General features: G+C 71.6%; 12 protein-coding genes. 2 read left to right on the forward strand and 10 right to left on the reverse strand.

The features are described from left to right. Positions 1–78 precede the first annotated feature (78 nt). The 10 genes from ACWGIU_RS08105 to ACWGIU_RS08150 form a co-directional block, all read right to left on the reverse strand. Positions 79–876 carry an ABC transporter permease gene (locus ACWGIU_RS08105; protein WP_453703544.1) on the reverse strand — a complete coding sequence of 266 codons (798 nt, stop codon included), beginning with the start codon at positions 874–876 and terminating at the stop codon, positions 79–81. Next, positions 873–1,886 carry an ATP-binding cassette domain-containing protein gene (locus ACWGIU_RS08110; RefSeq protein ID WP_453703546.1) on the reverse strand — a complete coding sequence of 338 codons (1,014 nt, stop codon included), beginning with the start codon at positions 1,884–1,886 and terminating at the stop codon, positions 873–875. The genes ACWGIU_RS08105 and ACWGIU_RS08110 overlap by 4 nt, the downstream gene beginning before the upstream one ends. A gap of 46 nt (positions 1,887–1,932) precedes the next feature. Next, on the reverse strand, positions 1,933–2,781 hold the full coding sequence (locus ACWGIU_RS08115; protein WP_453703548.1) for a DUF4097 family beta strand repeat-containing protein: 849 nt from the start codon (positions 2,779–2,781) through the stop codon (positions 1,933–1,935). Between the two features lie 125 nt (positions 2,782–2,906). Next, complete coding sequence (locus tag ACWGIU_RS08120) at positions 2,907–3,437, reverse strand: toxin-antitoxin system HicB family antitoxin (protein ID WP_453703550.1); 531 nt, start codon at positions 3,435–3,437, stop codon at positions 2,907–2,909. A gap of 182 nt (positions 3,438–3,619) precedes the next feature. Beyond that, a complete protein-coding gene (locus ACWGIU_RS08125) occupies positions 3,620–4,855 on the reverse strand; it encodes a TIGR02679 family protein (RefSeq protein WP_453703551.1) in 1,236 nt (411 codons plus the stop codon). Then, positions 4,852–9,012: a TIGR02680 family protein gene (locus ACWGIU_RS08130; protein WP_453703553.1), complete on the reverse strand. Its 4,161-nt coding sequence runs from the start codon at positions 9,010–9,012 to the stop codon at positions 4,852–4,854. Before ACWGIU_RS08130 ends, ACWGIU_RS08125 begins: the two co-directional genes overlap by 4 nt. Continuing rightward, positions 9,009–10,259, reverse strand: coding sequence for a TIGR02678 family protein (locus ACWGIU_RS08135; RefSeq protein WP_453703555.1), 1,251 nt, complete (start codon positions 10,257–10,259; stop codon positions 9,009–9,011). Before ACWGIU_RS08135 ends, ACWGIU_RS08130 begins: the two co-directional genes overlap by 4 nt. After that, on the reverse strand, positions 10,256–11,818 hold the full coding sequence (locus ACWGIU_RS08140; RefSeq protein WP_453703564.1) for a TIGR02677 family protein: 1,563 nt from the start codon (positions 11,816–11,818) through the stop codon (positions 10,256–10,258). The genes ACWGIU_RS08135 and ACWGIU_RS08140 overlap by 4 nt, the downstream gene beginning before the upstream one ends. Positions 11,819–12,131: 313 nt before the next feature. Then, positions 12,132–12,614 carry a hypothetical protein gene (locus ACWGIU_RS08145; RefSeq protein WP_453703557.1) on the reverse strand — a complete coding sequence of 161 codons (483 nt, stop codon included), beginning with the start codon at positions 12,612–12,614 and terminating at the stop codon, positions 12,132–12,134. A gap of 798 nt (positions 12,615–13,412) precedes the next feature. Continuing rightward, positions 13,413–16,001, reverse strand: a complete 2,589-nt coding sequence (locus tag ACWGIU_RS08150; protein ID WP_453703559.1) for a GmrSD restriction endonuclease domain-containing protein — start codon at positions 15,999–16,001, stop codon at positions 13,413–13,415. A 58-nt stretch (positions 16,002–16,059) separates the two neighbouring features. Here ACWGIU_RS08150 and ACWGIU_RS08155 point away from each other — a divergent pair, with 58 nt between their 5' ends. After that, positions 16,060–16,671 carry a 3'-5' exonuclease gene (locus ACWGIU_RS08155; protein WP_453703561.1) on the forward strand — a complete coding sequence of 204 codons (612 nt, stop codon included), beginning with the start codon at positions 16,060–16,062 and terminating at the stop codon, positions 16,669–16,671. 174 nt (positions 16,672–16,845) lie between these two features. Beyond that, entirely contained in the window at positions 16,846–17,412 is a 567-nt protein-coding gene (locus tag ACWGIU_RS08160) for a hemerythrin domain-containing protein (protein ID WP_453703562.1), read from the forward strand. The last annotated feature ends 104 nt before the right edge of the window (positions 17,413–17,516 follow it).

Below are 17,516 nucleotides of genomic sequence, written 5' to 3' on the forward strand. Positions count from 1 at the left end.
ACGTACTCGGGCGCCCCGACAACGCGGCCGGGTGCGGTGCCGGGCGTCGCGGGCCCGGCAAGATCCGAAAGAGACGGCCTAGATCTTCACCTCGCGGTTGAAGGCCGAGCGGGACCACAGGTAGCCGAAGGCGCTGAGGACGATGCCCCAACCGAGCGCTAGCCAGGCGCTGTTGCCGATCTCCGTGCCCATGAGCAGGCCGCGGACGGTGTCGGTCATCGGGGTGAAGGGCTGGTACTCGGCGAACCAGCGCAGTCCGACCGGCATGGACTCCGGCGGGACGATCGCGCTGCCGAGGAAGGGCAGGAAGGTCAGCGGCATGGGCGCGTTGCTGGCCGCCTCCACACTGCCGGCGCCCAGGCCGATCGCCGCGGACAGCCAGCTGAGGCCGAAGGCGAGCAGGGTCAGGATACCGACGGCGGCGAGCCACTCGACGACCGTGGCGCTGGGCCGGAAGCCCACGAGGAGGGCGACACCGATGACCAGGACCAGGCTGATCATGGTCTGGATGACATTGCCCACGACGTGCCCGGTCAGCACGGAGGACCGCGATATCGACATGGTCCGGAAGCGGTTGATGATGCCTTCGGTCATGTCCGTGCAGACCGAGACGGCAGTCGAGACCGCGCCGGCGGTGGCGGCCATCAGGAGGATGCCGGGGGCCACGAAGTTGGTGTAGTCGCCGCGGTCGCCCGTACCGCCGCCCGGCAGTTCGATGCCGGCGCCGAGCGCACCGCCGAAGACGTACACGAACAGCAGGAGCATCAGGATCGGCATCGCGACGATCGAGATGGTCATCGAGGGGTAGCGCTGGGCGTGCTTGAGGTTGCGGCGCAGCATCGTCATCGAGTCGCGCATCGCGTACGTGGTGCTCATCGGCGGGCCTCCGGAACCGTGTCGGCCGGGTCGGAAACGGTGGCGGCGTGGTGGCGGGACCCGTCACCGGTGAGGGCGAGGAAGACGTCGTCCAGGTCGGGCGTGTGCACGGTCAGTGCGTCCGCCTCGACACCGGCGCTCTCCAGCAGGTCGAGCACGGCACGCAGCGCGGGGATGCTGCCGTCGCTCGGGATCCGCAGGGCGAGCTTCTCCTCGTCCCGGTCGGCGGGAGCCAGGGCGAGCCTGCGGGCGGCGGCGTCGAGGCCGGACGGGTCGGAGAACTGGAGGCGGATGTGCCCGCCGGGGATACGGCGCTTGAGCTCGTCCGCGGTGCCCTCGGCGACGATCTTGCCCCTGTCGAGGACGGCGATCCGGTCCGCGAGCTGGTCGGCCTCCTCCAGGTACTGCGTGGTGAGGAAGATGGTCACGCCCTGGGCGGTGAGCTGCTGGATCAGGTGCCACATGGTGCGGCGGCTGCGCGGGTCGAGGCCGGTGGTCGGCTCGTCGAGGAAGATCAGGCTCGGGTTGCCGACGAGGGTCATCGCGAGGTCCAGCTTGCGGCGCATACCGCCGGAGAAGGTGGAGGCCATCTTGGTGGCCACGTCGGTGAGTTCGAACTGTCGGAGTAACTCGGCGGTGCGGCGCCTGCCCTCGGCACGGTCCAGGTGGTGCAGGTCCGCCATGAGGAGCATGTTCTCCTCGGCGGTCAGCAGCCCGTCCACTGCCGCGAACTGGCCGGTGACACCGATCCGGGCACGAATGGCATCCGCGCTCCGCTCCAGCGAGTGCCCCACCACGGTCGCCTCGCCACCGTCGGCGGCGATGAGCGTGGAGAGGATCTGGACCGTGGTGGTCTTTCCCGCGCCGTTCGGACCGAGCAGCGCGAAGATCGTACCCGCCGGTACATGTAAGTCGATCCCGTCGAGTACGACCTTCTCGCCGTACGATTTGCGCAGGCCGACTGCGCTGATCCCCTTGGGCGGGGCCATCTGTCCGGTCGCGGCGCTCATACGTTCCCCCTCCATCTCGCAGCTGTCGCGAGGCAGAGCTCTGGCGTCAGACACCGTGCGCACGCTGGATGGTGATGTCACCGAGGCTGGTCCTCGCGTGCACCTTGACGGTCTCCGCGCCCTCTGCGGGGCCTTCGGCGGAGCCGAGGGTGCTGTGGACCGTTCCCGCCTGGGAGTTGATGTCGAGCCAGGCGGCAGTCCCCTGGCGGATCCCGACTTCGATGTTGCCTGCCTTGGTCTGGAGCTCCACGGTGCCGCGCGCCACTTCCTCGACGCGTACGCTGCCGTTCGAGCTCTTCGACGACACCGACCCTTGGGCGCGGCCGACCGTGATGTTTCCGTTGGCGACCTTCAGCCGCAGATCGCCCGCCACGTCCTCCAGCCACGTGTTGCCGTTGGAGTTCTTGATGTCGGCCCTGCCGGCGACCGTGCGGACCCGGACCTCGCCCGATCCGGTGGTGATGTCGACATCGCCCGCCGCCGTGTCCAGCTGCACGTTTCCGTGCTGCGTCCTCAGCCGCACCGGGCCGGCCTGGTCGAGCCGGATGTGGCCGGCGCTGGTGCGGACCTCGCACTCGCCCAGCGTCCCCTTGCAGCTGATGTCGCCCAGCTCCAGCGTTCCGAGGAGCCGCGAGCCCTGGGGCAGCGCGACATCGACGGTGACCGACCCGCGAGCGCTGAACAGACCGCGCGCCTTCGGGGTGCGGATCGTCAGCGTGCCGTCGTCGAACTCGACCTTGGTCTCCTCGGCGGCGCGGATGTCGTCCTTGTTGCCGGCGGTGCGGGGATGGATCTCGACCACCGTGTCGGTGCGGTCCGTGGCACTGATCCGGGCGACTCCGACCTCGACGTGGATGGTCGCGGTGATGGGTCCGTCGGTCTCGTATGAAGGCATGGCTGTCCCGTCCTCGTGAGTCTGGTGGTCGCCCCCGCTGCGGGGACGTGAAGATGTCGCGAGAGTGATCGGCCTCTCGCCCGCCGACGTGGTGCCGCGGGGCCGGGCTGCGGCCCCGCCGCTGCCTAGCTCACCCAGCCCGTGAAGCTCTTGCCGCCACTGCTGCGCCGGGGCGCCGATGTGTCGCCCTGGCGTCCCCCGCCGGGCTCCAGCGCACCGGAAACGGCCCTGACGAGCCAGGCGTTGAGTGAGAGACCTTCCCGCGCGGCCGCCTGCTCCGCGCGCGTCTTGACGTGGCCGGGAAGTCGGAGGTTGATGCGTGCGGTGCTGCTGTCCTCCCCTTCCGGCACGGGCGGGACGGCGGACGGGGCGTGCATCTCCTCGAATCCCTGCACCGCGAAGGACTCCTCCCTCGGTGGCGCGGTCACGACGAACTCGGGTTCGAGCCCTCGCAAGCGCACGTCGACCGACCCCGGTGCGAGATCCCGGGTGACCTCACCCATGGCGTCCGACAGGGCGCTCAACAGGATGAGTCGGGTGGCCGACTCCAGGGGCGCGGTGATGCGCTCGGCGAGAGCGCGAGCTTCTTCGCCACCCGCTTCGGCGGCAACCGCGAGCTCGTTCCGAAGGCTGGCGACATAGGGCGTGAGGTCCATGCCTCCAGCATGACACACACATGGCGCCACGTCGAGCCAATATGGCACCACAGGCGCCACGCCTCTCGAATTCCCAGGTCACAGCGTGTGTCACACCTGTGCCACCATGAGCCAACCAAGCCCGACTCTCGACTTCGCGGATCTCGGGAACCCTCGCAGAACCCGCACACCCCTGCCGGTTTTCAGCCCGCGAGATCCGTCAGCAGTACGTCCAGGACCGCCTCCTCCTCGACCCGCAGGGCGTGCTCGGCCAGAGCACGTGCCAGGTCCGGGTCCCACGGCGACAGCGCCGGTTTCCCCTCCAACGGCCGCAGATCAGGTCCAGCGGCTGCTACCGCCTCGCGGTAGGCGTCGGCCGTGTAGCGCCAGGGCGTCCAAGGTAGGTGTCCGGACAACGTCGTCGCGATGCGTAGACCGCCCCAGTCGAAGTCGCCGTGGTAGCGGAATGCAGCACCGAGCTCGTGCAGGCGGGCGAGGAGGGTCAGGGCGGCTGCCGACGGCTGGCCCTGGACACAGACCAGCGGTCGTGCAGCCGGTCCGAGATGGTCCGCCGCGGCCGAAAGGACCGCGGGGTTCTCACAGATGTGGACCACGGGCGGTGCCGTCCGCGGCGGACGGTGGGCGAGCTGACGCAGGGTGAGTACGCACGGTTCACCCACCGCGGCCATCCAGTCCAGGGCTGCGATCCCCCGCAGGTTGAGGGTGAGCACCGTCGAGGAGACGTCGTCCCGGAGGAGGCCGGCGGAAGCCCACGCGGCCCGCCGCCAAGCGGCTCCCGCTCCCTCGGGGTGGCCGGTCAGAGCGCGGGCGCCGGAGAGGGCGAGGGTGGCCACCGGCATGCCGTCGTCGAGCGCGTGGGCACTCCCCAGGATGTCCGCGGCGAACACCGACAGCGACCGTGCGGGTTCGACAGGCAGCTCTCGCAGGACACGGACAGTCCGCTCCACCAGCGGACGGGCGGCGTCAGGAGTACGTGCGAGACGGCGTACCAGTCCGTCGTCACGGACCCGAACGGCCCAGGCTGCGAGCGCCGGGAGGTCTTCGGCCAGCACGGTGAGAGGTGCGTATGCCTGCCTCCAGGCCTGTCCCTCGCTCCGACGGACCTCGTCGAGGGGGACGATCCGCCCGGTGAGCACCGTCACGGCCGCCTCCAGGCCTTCCGGACTGATGCCTGATCTGACCAGCACGGCGTCCACGGTGTCGAGCCGGACCGTCAGCGCCCTGCCGGCACCCGGCGACCGGCCCAGTAGTCTCTCGGCCGCGGCCCGCTCGGCCGGGGTCGGCGTCGCCAGCGTGACGACACCGGTGAGGGGCTGCCCGCGCTCCAGCCGTCGGCGTACCCGCTCCACCAGCCAGGCCAGATCCGCGCCGCCGAGGAGCCGGCGCAGGCGCGCTCCGTCCACCGGCGGACCGCTCACGCCCACAGGGGCTCCGGGTCGACCGGACGCACCGGGTCCGCGCGGCGCGTGCGGGCCGTGCCGTCCCACTCCCAGCGGGTGACCAGGACAGCGGCCACCTCGTCGACGCGCGCGAGCTGGGCGATGGCGATGCCCGGCACCTGCGGATAACAGGCCCACTCCCGCTCGCTGGTCATGACCACATCCAGATCGAAGGCATGCAGGAGGCCGAGGCACTTGGCACGCGAGTCGTCGTCCACACCCGCGAACGCCTCGTCCAGGGTCACCAGGCGTGGCGCGTACGGACTGCCCGCGCTCGCATAGTGCGAGGAGGCGGCGGCGAACAAGGGAACGGACACGGCCAGGACGCGTTCGCCTCCGGAAGCGGGCCCGGTGGCCGGTACCCAGCGGCCGTGCTGCTGACGCTCGACGGCGAACTCGTGCCAGGACCGGTGGTCGAGGGCGGCAGTGAGGTGCTCCAGCCAGCTGCCCGCCGCGTCCTCGCTCTGCTGGCGGGCGATCTGCGCCTGCAGGAACTCACCGACCGCGGCCCGGTCCTCGGCCGTCCAGGCATCAGCGGTCTGCAGCAGGCGGCTGCGGGCCTGGGCAAGGCCGACCGGAGCCTTGCGGGAGGGCCGCCACACCAGGCGCAGCCTCATACCGGTGGAAGTGGGCCGTTCCTCCAGCTCGGCGTTCATGGCCAGCACCTGCCGCTCGGCAGCTGCGATCAGCTCCTGGAGCGTGCCGGCCACCTCGGTGATGAGGTGGGTTTCGAGGATCTCACGCTCGTGTGCGGAGAGGATCCGGGTGAGTTCGCCGACCTCGACCGCCAGGGCCTCGGCGAGTTCGGGCACGGCTCGCTCACGGCCCTGGTAGACGACATCGACGATCATCCCGTCCTCGACCATGCGGGCCGAGGCGGTGTTGCCGTGCCGTGAGAGTGCGTCCTGGAGGGTTTTGAACTCCTCGCTCAGACGCCTCTGCACACGTTCCCACGCGCCGTCGGAGTCGTCGGTCGTCGACAGCTCCGATTCGAGGGCACGGGCCAGGGCGATGGCTGGGGTGGGGGCCCACGGGCCGTCGTCCGCGGCCGGTACGGCGAGATCCGGAAGTGCGACGGCGATCAGTCCTGTGGCCGTGAAGCGCTGGAGCGCGGCAATGGCCTCGGAGCGCGTCGCGGCGGATTCGGTGACGGCCTTCTCCAGCTGTTCGATGCTGCCCTCGGCCCGGCTGGCCCGTCGGTCCGCCTCCGTGTGCCGGTCCTGGGCGCGCTCCAGGTCGGCGGCGCAGCCGCGCAGGGCTTCTGCGGTCTCCGCGAGCAGCCGCTCCAGCTCTGCGACGGCGGCGCCGACGGTCGAACGCAGCGTGGCCAGTCGCTCGTCCGCGGCTGCCGCCTCACGGGCGGCCTCCTCCGCACGAACGGCGAGTTCGGCGGTCCGCTCCCCTGCCCGGACCGCCTCTTCGCGTTCGTCGTCCGCCTGCCGGGAGGCCTCGCTCCGCTCGCGGAGTGCGGGCCAGAGTCCGGCCAGGACGACATCGAGTTCGGCCAGGGCCTGCCGTACGGAGGCCAGCGCCGGCCGGTCCGGGGGCAGCCCCAGATCGGCCGAGGTCTCGTGCAGTTCGGCGGCGGCCGCCTCTGCCCGCTCGGCTGCGGCCGTCACCTCGGCGGCCCGCTCGTCGCACCGGGTCCGTGCCCGGCGCATGGTGTCGGCGGCAGCCGCGGCGTCGGCGTGCGCCCGGATCAGGGGCGCGTCGTCGGGCACGGCTGCCAGCTCGGAGTCGAGCGTACGACGACGGGTCGCCAGGGCCTGTGCCTGCGCGTCGGCATCGGCCGACTCCTGCCACAGGAGCGAGAGTTCATCCTGCAGGGCCGCGATCCGGGTCCGCCTGGCGGCTTCCCGGGCGCCCTCTCCGATGTACTCGGCGGCGGGTTTGGCCCAACGGCCGGTGAGGACGCCGACGCGGTGGCGTCCGTCCGGCGCGACCCAGGTGCCGTCCGTGGCTCCGGCGCCCAACGGGACGGCGCCCGGTACATCGCCCGCCGATACCGTGTCAGCGGAGGCCCCGCCGAGGCCGATCGCCTCCAGCAGCCGGGTCACCGCCTCCGCTGCGACCTGTGCGGCCTGCACGTCTCCGTGGTCCACGGCCGGGCGCAGTACATCGGCGAGCGACGCCCCCTCGACCGGTCCCGCGTTCGGGGCGAGGAGTACGTCGTGACCGTCCACGGCGACGGCCGCTCCGTCCGGGCGCACCCACGCGTCCAGCAGCCCGGACGCCTCCAGGGCCGCCTCCAGCCCGGCACGGTCGTGGTCCGCGACCTCCTCCCGGAAGTCGATCAGCCGCCACAGGGGGGCACCGGGTGCCTGGTCCCGGAGGCCGGGGGGCCGGGTGTACGGGGCCTGCGGCCCGCGCCGACCGCCGGACTCCAGCCCGGCGAGTTCCTGTTGGGCGTCGCGGGTCCGGGCGGCCAGGCCGGCCCGGTGTTGTGCTGCTGCCGCCGCCTGGTCGGCCAGTACCGCCGCGGTGGCGCTGTGTGCTTCCGCGGCACGGCGGCGCGCCGGACAGGGGCCGTCCTGGTGCCGGGTCCACTCCTGGAGCTCGTCCAGAAGTCCGGCCGAGTCGGCGTACGCCAGCTCCGCGCACCGGCCCGCGTGCTCCCGTACGGCATCGACCAGGGCGCGTCCGGCGGCCTGCGCCGCGTCCTCGGCCGTGTCCAGCACCTCGGCGGCGTGCGCCAGCTCGGTCTCCGTCTCGTCGAGCCGGTGTACGGCGGCCCGGCGCCCGGCAGCCGCCGCCTCGGCCTGGTCGGCGAGCGCCTCGACGTGCGTGAGGGTGCGGTGCCTGCGGTCGGTCACTTCGGCCACCGCGGCCCGCAGGTCGGCAACCGCCTGTCCCTCGTCTCCGGGAAGGTTCAGCCGGGCTGCCGCAGCCGTCTCCCGGGCCCGGCGCAGCGTGTCCCCGGACAGCTGCCGGGCGGCCCGGAGCCGGTTCTCCGCGGCGCTGAGACGGCCGAGCGCCTTGGTGTGCTGGAGGGAAGCCTTCTCCCGGTCGTCGCGCGCTCGGGCGCAGGCGATCTCCGCCCGGTCCACCGCCTGTGCGGCCCGTTCCAGTTCGCGGGCACTGCGCATCTCCGGGCCCTCGCGCAGGGCTGCGTCGGCCGCCTCCAGCCTCGCCCTGGTCTCGGTCAGTGCGGCGACGCGCTCCTGCGCGGCCGCCCGGTCCTCCTCCGCCGCGGTCTTCCCGGCCTGCGCTTCGGCGAGGTCGCGCAGCAGCTGCTCGTACTTCGAGTGTTCGCTGCGTGGGAGGCGGGCGCGGCGGCGGGAGGCGGCGCGGGCGTAGCGCCGGTAGTGGTCGAGGAACACGGAGGCCGCCCGTTCGGCGGCCCCGGCCGCCCGTAGCTCCTCCTTCTCCTCGTCCAGGGAGCGGAAGGCCTCGGCCACATCCGCGATGACGGCCTGGTCCATCGGCGGAAGGGCCTCGGTGAGGGCGCGGGAGAGGGCGGCCTCGTTGGGACGCTTGGACAGCTGGGGCTGGCGCAGCTGGATGAGCAGGTCCACGAGGGCTGCGTAGCGCTGCTCCCCGAGGCCGAACAACGCCTCGTCGACGGCCCGGCGGTAGGCCTTGGCCTGGTCGTAGACCAGGCCCCGCCCGGCGACCGCCTCGATGAGCCGGTCCCGGGACAGGACGGTGCCGGTGGCGTCGAGCAGGCTCAGTGACCCCTCCGCGCGCATATCGGCCGGGCCGTGGTCGATCCGCTGCCCGGTCACCGCCCACCAGTGCCGGGCGATACCGCGCCCGCTGACGGCCTTGAGCCCGCACAGGAGCGTACGGAACTGCTCCTCGCCGCTCACCTCGTCGCGGCGGCCGAACTCCACCCAGGTGTAGCCGAGGCGTTCGGAGTGCGGGTGCTCACCCCCGAGCAGGAGGTTCCACTCCATCCGTTTGCCGGCGTCTCCGTCCGGTTCCACCCGACGGGCGCTGAGGTCCCCGTCGAGGAGGAAGGGCAGGGTCAGGGCCAGCACCTTGGACTTGCCGGTGCCGTTGTTCCCCCGCAGCAGCAGCCGGCCGTCGCGGAAGTGGAACTCCTCCACGTCGTAGTGGAAGAGGTCGACGAGTCCGATCCGCAGCGGCTGCCAGCGGGGGCGCGCAGGGGCGGGGGGTGCGGGACGGGGGTTCAAGGCCGGTACGCCTTTCGCTGCGCGGGCACCTGCGCGGTGCCGGCTGTACGGGGTTCGAGTACGACGGTCTCGCCGACCGCGTAGCGGGCGAGCGCCGGGCGCGGTACGACCCCGTCGGCGGTGCGGGCAACCAGGCCGAGAGCTGCCAGCCGGGCGACGGCCTGCTCGGCCAAGTCGGCCTCGGCCCCCGGCTCACGGGCCGATTTGGACCAGAATCCGCTGTGCTCGGCGGTCAGTTCGACCACGCGGCGCTCAAGATCGGTCATGGGGACGACCAGGCCGCCGACCGCCGTGAGGTACTCGGCGAGCAGGAGGGTGACGTGGCCGCGGGTACCCGATTCCGGCATACGGACGTCGGTGAGGTCGTCGTCGGGGTCGACCATGGCGATGCCTTCGGCCCGCACTTCGGCGACCAGCCCGGTCAGTTCGTTGATGCGGGCGGTGAGGAAGCCGCGCTGGCGCGTGAGGTAGCCGAGTTCGGCGTCGGTCAGCTCGTCGTAGTAGAGGACGGGGTCGTCGAGCAGCCGCCGGGTCAGCGAGCGGCGCATGGCGCGGAAGCGCAGTTCGTCGCTGTCGAGGGCCGTTTCCGCGGCGAGTTCGGTGAGCCGGGCGTCCAGCGTTTCGGCCCGGACCGTGGAGGGTCCCCGGCGGGGGGCGAGCAGACCTGCGAGGACCCGCCGTTCGACGTCGTACAGGACGTCGCCGGCTCCACTGACGTAGGCGTCCTCGTCTCCCGCGACGCGCCGCAGGACTCCGAGGTGGAGCAGGAGCCGCACGACGGCGGCCAGGTCGAGCCGCTCGTCACGGCGGTCCAGGGTGAACTGGATGCCCGCCGCGGCCAGCTGGGGGTCCTTGGCGTCCAGCATGATCTGGTCTGCGAGGCGGCCCAGCGCGATCTGTGCCTCGCCACGTTCGAGGGCGGCGAGGGCCAGGCAGAGCAGGACGTACCGACGGCGGCTGAACGGGGCCGCGCTCCGGGTGACCTCGCGCGCCGGGTGGGTGGCGTCGTCCGGCACACCGGGGATCTTGCCCAGCCGGGCGGTCTCGGCGTCGACCTGGAGGGACCAGCCGGTGTTGCGGTCGAACCAGTCGCGCAGCTCGGAGGCGTGCCGCCGGACGAGACGGAACTCGTCGGCGTACGCGCCGTGCGCGAGCAGCAGCGGCTGCTTCAGCAGGGCACGGGCGGCCTTGCGCCGCTCGGCGGCGTGCTGCCCGTCGAGTACTTCCGCGAGCGGGGTCGTGGTCACGCTCCGCTCCCTCCTCTTCCTTCGACGAGATCGACGATCTCGATGGTGTGGTCCGGGCCGCGGAAGGTCCCGTCCGGTGTGCGGACCTCGGCCGTGGACCCGTCGGTCGGCGCCGTGAGCCGGATTTCCATTGAGCCGTCGCCGCTGGTGGCCGAGGTGTGCGTCATACCGGGCCGCCACGTGGCGAGCGCGTCGCCGAGGAGCTGCAGGAAGAGCCGGAAGCTGAGGGGGTCGAGCTCGCCGAGGCCGGACAGCCTGGTGATGCCGTGGGTGACGAGCCGGGCCCGGGCGGCCGCTGTCTCGGCGGCCTGCTTGGCGGCCGTCTCGGCGAGCAGTCGGCGCGCTTCCTGCCGGTCCTCGACCCTGCGGGGTTTGCCGCGCCGCTCGTAGCTTCCCGTGCGGCGCAGCTGTGGGCTGATCCGCAGCGGCGCGGCGTCGGCCCATGCGGTTCCCGCGGGCTCGGGACGGGCGTGGCGGGCGGCCAGCGTCTCGGCGTCCACGGTCAGGTGCCGGGCCGGGTACAGCCCGAAGGCGGTGCGCCACAGCCGGTGCCGGGCGTCGTCGTCGGGCGCTTCGGCGAACCAGCGCGCCAGGGTACGGAAGTCGGCGGAGCGGTCCGAACGCCCGGCCCGCCTCTCGTTGAGCGACCGTACGACGGCCAGCAGCTGCGGGATCGCGCCCAGTGCCCGGCCGCGCAGCAGCCGGGCCTGCGACTCCCGGCCGTCCCGGCTGAGGAACCAGGCCGCCAGCCCCGCCCACCGGCCGGCCCACCGCTCGTACGCGGCCTGCCCGGCGTACGCAGCCTCCTGCGGGGTGGCGTCCGCCGCCTCGCGGGCGGCCGCGGCCCGGAGCAGCAGCTCGATGCTCCCGCCCTCCTCCAACTCCAGGATCAGCCGGGCGATGCGTCCGCCGAGGGTGATCAGGTCCTGGATGAACCGCTCCAGGTACTGGATGAGCTGGTCCTTGTAGGCGAGGAAGACCTCCTCCCCCACGTCGTGGAGGTCGATGGTCCGCTGGAGGGAGCCCATGAAGGCACGCGCATTGTCGGCGAGCGCACCGAAACGACTCGCGAGCCCGTCCAGCGCCAGATGCGTCTTGGCCGGATCGGGCTCCTCCTCGGCCGCCAGCACGAGCAGCGCGCGCAGCTGCGTCACGATGTCGTGCAGCGCGACGGCCTGCAGCGCGCCCCGCCGCCCGAGCGCCTCGTCGTAGGCGGACAGGGCCTCTTCCGCTGCCTCGCCCTCCCGCGTGAGCTGGTAGATGAACCGCTTGCGGTAGAAGTCCTCGACGGCGGTGACCCGCCCGGTGTCCGGATCGGCCCGCAGGTTCCCCCAACCCACCAGGCTGTCGAGCGCCTTGACCACGGCGTCGAGCTCCGTCGGCCGAGCCCCGGAGGAGAGTCCCGCGTACACGTCCTCGGGCCGCAGATGCACGGCGAACCGCTCCTTGGCGACGAGGAAGGCCCGCATCACCGCCCGGTAGAGCAGCACGTTCGGAGCGGTGAGATGCGCGAAGGGCCCGTATCCGTCGGGCGGGGCCTCCGCCTGCGGAGAAGTCATGTCCATTGCCCGACATCCTCCTGGAGCGTGGACCATGATCGGCAGGGACTTGAGTACTTGGCCGATTCGCATCGGTCCTGATCGTGTCCGGCCACGGGCGACATCACCAAAAGCGCTGGAGGACGCCCGTCCGCCGGAGTTCCCCCACGTGTTTCGCGGCCCGCGCCGACGGAGCCTCCTCTGAACGCCCCGGACAGGGCCTGTTCGAGCAGTTCAGCGATGCCCTTGTCCCCCACGCGGCCATTGAGGAAGAACTCCGTGACCACCCCTGACCAGTGCGAAGTCCATATCCGTCAGCAGCCGTTGCGGTTTCCTACGCGACGGACGACGGGTCCTTCCTGGGACCGCAGTCCGCGCACAGGGCGTCGGGGACGTGGCTGCGGAAGGCACGTTCGCATTCGTCGCACGTGATGAGGGGCGCGGGCCGTGGGCGGTCCGGCCGGGGCACGGACACCGGCAGGGGCGGCGGCAGAAGGGTGGTGAGCCTGTGTTCCAGGAAGCGGGGCGGGTGGTGGATGGGGACCGGCGCGGGCGGCAGGTTCGCGGTGAGCGTGCGGGTGATCTGCTCGGGGGCCGCGTGCCGGGCGAGCCACTCCTCGACGGCGGGCGTCAGCCGGTGGACGTCACGCACCGAGAGGATCAGGCGGGCGTCGACCGTCCGCAGCCGGGCCAGGAGGGCCGCCGCCGGTCCTGTGGCGGCGGGCTGGACGGGCTCCGGGTCCGGCGTGCGGCGCGGCCGGTGGCCGCGGAGCCGGCACGGCTGGTGGTGCTGAAGCTGCTGAACGTACGGCCGCACAGCCGGGCTTGTCGTAGGCGAGCGTGCGGGTCGCGAACCGGCCGCCGCCGAGCGGAATCCTCCGGCGCTCCAGATACCCGGTTTCCTCGAGCTCGTTGAGAGCTCGGCGGATGGTGATCTCGCCTTCACGGAAGCGCAGAGTCAGGGCCTTGGCCGTGATGCTCACCCCGTCCGGAACGGACTGGATGTAGACGGCGAGCCCGATCGCGACGGCGGACAGCCGCGGATGCTGGGCGAGGTGGTTGCCGACGACCGTGAACCGGTCGGTGTGGCGGTGGCGGAAGTGGATCACCCCGGCGCTGGGGGCGTCCGAAGGGATCGGATTCGCGGGGCGCGCGGGCGCGACCGCGTTAGACTGCGGATCAGCCATCGGGAAGGTCTTTTCTTCCGGATCGGTCAGGCCCTCGTCAGGACTGCAATCCTGTCGGGGGCCGTCTGCGTGTATGGGGTTGTTGCGGCCGACCGTACCCCACCGGTCAGGGGGCGTGTCGCGCCCTTCACCCGATCGTGTGACGAGGGGAGTTGGGCCCCCGGGTTTGGTTGGGTGGGTTCTCTCCCGTTCCTTTTCAAGGGCGCCGCGCCGCACCGGGGTCCAGGAATCCGCGCCCCGGTCACGGACCGCCCTACGCCTCTCGGACGTGCCGCACGAAGGCGCTCCAGGCGGCGTTCCCGACGAGGAGCACGGGACCGGCGGCACCGTGCCCTCCCGGACGGGGACGCCGGGGATGCCGCCGGCGACTTCCGGGCAGTCCCCGCCGTTGTCACCGCTGTACGGGCTCTTGCGCCACCCGACGTCGCTCAGACCGCCAGGTCGCCGTCATCGATCGGGCGGCGGGCTTCCGCCAGGGCGACCTCCTGGATGAACCACTCCAGTACGGAACAGATCTCCTCGGTGTGCGCGGCGAAGACCTCCAGCGGGAAAGACGGGCGCAGATCGAGCTTCGCCTCGGCAAGGTCGATGCCGTCGATGGCGTTGAACCGCTCCATCAGGCTGCGGCGCAACGGCTCGTCGTCGAACGGCGGGCGCCGCTTGAGGTGCTGGAAGACGACCTCCGCCGTCCCGCTCACCGGGTAGATGCCGATCGGCCACAGGACACGCCGCGAGCCCGGCCCACCCGCGTCCACGGTCGGGAAGCAGCTCGTCTCGTTCGCCTCGCCGTAGACCTGGCGGCCGCCCTGTTCCTCCCAGAACCGGAGCGCGCTCAGTACGCCTTCGATGACCTGCGGTGTCTGGTTTCCGCGCAGCAGCGTCTCGAAGCGGGTGGCCGCCTCGTCACCGCCGGCCGGCGACACGGTCGGCGGCCCCGCCGGACTCTCCTCCGGGGTCTCCCTGCCCACCAGGACGGCCAGGTCGGTGCTGCTCAGCCGGTGGGCCTTCGAGGCCCGCCCGTTCTCGTCGAAGGACACGCCCTCGGCCTCCAGCACGGCTTTGGGGTCACCGGAATGCCGGTCGTCCGTCCACCGGAACCCGCCCGCGATCCGGCCGTCGGCGGTCAGCACGCGGTACGCGCAGTGCAGTCCCGTCCTCGCCGCCACGTGGTTTCCGACCGCGATGGCGCTGGTTCCGATGAGGGCGGCGAGCTCACCGTACGACGTCCAGGTCCCGGCCGGCAGGGCCAGCAGGATCTCCCGCAACTCCCGCCAGCCCGCCCACTCGTCGTCCGACTGCACGACATCGTCCAGAGGCCCTGGCCACAGCCTGACGGCCCGATCGGCCAGGTCCTCGGCCCTGGCGAGGATCTCCCTGCGGCCCCAGCGCTCCTGCGCGGCGATCTCCTGGTTCATCCGCAGCGCGCTGGAGTCGAGCAGCTCCTGCTTGCGGCGAAAGGGGTGGTTGGAGAGCCGTGCGTTCTCACCCGAGAGGGTGAGGTTTCCGAGGGTGTGCACGAGCAGGTTGTGGATCTCCTGGGGGCTCTCTCCGTCCGCGGCTTCCTCGGCCAGCAGGTCGAACCACTGCTGGGCGGGGCTCTGGGGCAGGACGTGTTCGACGGTGAGCGGCGCCTTGTCGTAGTCGACGGGCTCGCTCGATCCGTGGCTCTCCTCCAGCCGGCGCAGGATCTGGAAGCGCTGGTTGCTGCGTCCGCTCTTGTAGAAGGGGCGGCTGCGGACGGCTTCACGGACCGCGTCGTCGCCCGGCCATACGCGGGCGCCTGTACGGGGGCGCGAAAGGAACCGGCGTACCGCCTCGGCCGGGGAGCCGTCCTTGTCCAGCTCCTTGGGGAGTTCCATGAACACCCGGTTGCTGCCCGTCGTGGACAGGCCCGCGAAGAGGCGCCGCACCACGTAGCTCTCCGCGAACGCGAGGGCGTCCGCCGCTTCCGAGGCCGTGGTCCTGCCCTCGTCCACGAGGTCCAGGAGGTGCAGGGCCAGCGGGTAGTGGGTCTGGCCACCCCAACGCGACAGGCGCTCCAGAACCGCCCGCAGCCCTGAATCGCCTTCTCTCTCGGGCTCCAGGATCCGCATGAGCCGGTCGGCACGCAGGGAGAACCGGGCGATCTCGGCCTCCAGTGCCGCTTCGTCCCCGCTCAGCGGCTCCAGGCGCTTCTTCTGATCCCGGTAGATCTCGCTCTGCCGAGCTCGGCTGTTGCCTGCGACCACGAGGTCCAGCCACACCAGCAGTTCCAGGTGGGCGGGGCCGAGCAGCTCCTGCATGGGCAGCCACCGCTTGCGGTAGACGTCCTCGCCCCTGGTGGGCAGACACATGAAGAGGTAGTTGCGCAGCAGGTCGCTCTGGCTGAGCCCCACTCCGGTGTTGTTGATGGACTCGAAGATGCGGTAGACGTTGTCGCCCTCGGCGGCGGTGATCGCGACGATCGAGAGGCAGTCGCCGAGGACGGACTCGACCGCGTCCACCCAGGCCTCACCGCCGCTCTCCGTGCCCTCGGCCAGAGCGGCGACGAAGAAGCGGTAGGCGGCGCCCACGTTTCCGGCGCCGCCGGCCTTCGGAAGGCTGTCCACGCAGGCGGTGTACGCCTCGCGGTCCGCCTGCGTCGGCAGCAACCGGTAACTGTCGTGCCCGTCCTGGTAGGTGTTGACCAGGACGAGGTCGTTGATACGGGCGGCCTTCTTCGCCGAGCCCCGGCCGCGGTGGTGGTCCCGCAGGGCGGTGAACGCGAGCATCAGCGTGGTCATCCGCTGCTGCCCGTCGACGACGAGCCAACGCTGCATGCCGCCCGCGGCGACGCGCTCGGGCGCCAGCACGACCGAACCGAGAAAGTGGCCCGAGCCGGACCGCACGTCCTGCCGGTCCTCGACCAGCTCCTGAACGTCGTCCCACAACTGCCGCAGCTCGTCGCGCTGCCAGCTGTACGTGCGCTGGTAGAGCGGTACCTGGAACTGCTGCTCCCCCTGGACCAGCTTGCTGAACGTCGTCTCCTGAGCGTGCACGCCCGTCCTCTCCCCAAACCCTTGGTACCCACGGGCCATTGTGGCCCCGTACCGTACGGTGATCAGTCGAAACGTCGAGACGCGTACGACCGCGGGGCACACATGGCGACGCTGGGCATCCACAAGGACTTCCTCCTGGAGTTCGCCCGGCTGGAGAAGACCGTCCGAATCGCTGGCGGGCTACCGGTCCGTACTGAACGGCGCACACCCCGAACTGCGGGCGGCGAGCAGCAAGGCCGAGGAGATCGCAGACCTCACGACGCGCATCGCCGAGTGGATGGCCGACGGTGTCGAACCGGGCGAGATCGGGGTGGCCGTCCGGTACATGCACCTGGGCAAGGAGATCGCACACGCGCTCGAACAGGCCGATCTGCCGATCCGGCTGCTCGGTGGCACGCAGGGGTCGGGCGATGGCGTGAGCATCGGGACCATGCACCGGATGAAGGGCCTGGAGTTCCGCTGCGTCGCCGTCGCCGGTGTGAGCGACGGCGTCGTTCCGCTGGCTTCGGCTCTGACACCCGCCGAGGTGGACGCTCAGCAGCACCAGGAGGACCGGCTGGGCGAGTTGAGCCTCCTGTTCGTCGCCTGCACCCGCGCGCGCGAGGCCCTGCGGGTCTCCTGGAACGGGGAGCCCAGCCCGTTCCTCGCGGCGTGGCGGGGACAGGCGTAGGGCACGCGTACGCAGGCAGGGCGGCCGCAAAGGGCCTGTGAGAGCCGTCAGCAGCCCGCTGGTCTTGACCGGGGCGCACGTACGGCCGACACGCTGAGTGGAGCGGAACCACGCTCCGTGCACCTCACGCGCTTCACTGGGTGGCCAGCAACCTCCCAGAGAAAGGCGCTCCCCATGGGACACGGCGGTGACGTGATCGCGGAATTGATGACCGACCACGAGGAGGTCGAGGAACTTTTCGCGAACATCGAGGAAATGCCCTCCGGTGACGCTCGCAGAAAGATGTACGCCGACCAGGTCACCATGGAACTCGTCCGGCATTCGGTGGCCGAAGAGGCGTACCTGTATCCCGCCGTACGCGAGCACGTTCCGAACGGCGACAGCATGGCCGACAAGGAGCTGGAGGATCACGCCACGGCGGAACGCATCATGAAGGAACTGGAGGGGTGCGACGCGGATCATCCCCGGTTCGACGAGCTCGTCACGAAGCTGATGACGGAGATCCGCAGCCACGTGGACGACGAGGAGAACAATCTGTTTCCCCGCCTGCGGGAAGCGTGTTCCCCGGAAATGCTGGAGAAGCTCGGCGACAAGGTGCGCCAGGCCAAGAAGACGGCGCCCACGCGACCGCACCCGTCCGCCCCGGACAAGCCGCCCGCCAACAAGCTTCTCGCCCCGGGGGTCGGGCTCGTCGACCGCCTGCGTGACGCGATGAGCGGACGAGGCAAAGAACCCTCCTGAGCGGGCCGGCGCCTCCTCCCTTCGCCGGGCCCGGGAACACACCGGACGCCGCGCGGCAGAACACGTGCGAAGCGGGCCCGGAGCAGCGATGAACCGGGGAGCCC

It is taken from the genome of Streptomyces sp. NPDC054840, from assembly GCF_053611065.1.

Coding starts and splice junctions, on each gene's coding strand:
- ACWGIU_RS08105 (WP_453703544.1), bottom strand. CDS start 876: ATGAGCACCACGTACGCGATGCGCGACTCGATGACGATGCTGCGCCGC.
- ACWGIU_RS08110 (WP_453703546.1), bottom strand. CDS start 1,886: ATGAGCGCCGCGACCGGACAGATGGCCCCGCCCAAGGGGATCAGCGCA.
- ACWGIU_RS08115 (WP_453703548.1), bottom strand. CDS start 2,781: ATGCCTTCATACGAGACCGACGGACCCATCACCGCGACCATCCACGTC.
- ACWGIU_RS08120 (WP_453703550.1), bottom strand. CDS start 3,437: ATGGACCTCACGCCCTATGTCGCCAGCCTTCGGAACGAGCTCGCGGTT.
- ACWGIU_RS08140 (WP_453703564.1), bottom strand. CDS start 11,818: ATGACTTCTCCGCAGGCGGAGGCCCCGCCCGACGGATACGGGCCCTTC.
- ACWGIU_RS08160 (WP_453703562.1), top strand. CDS start 16,846: ATGGGACACGGCGGTGACGTGATCGCGGAATTGATGACCGACCACGAG.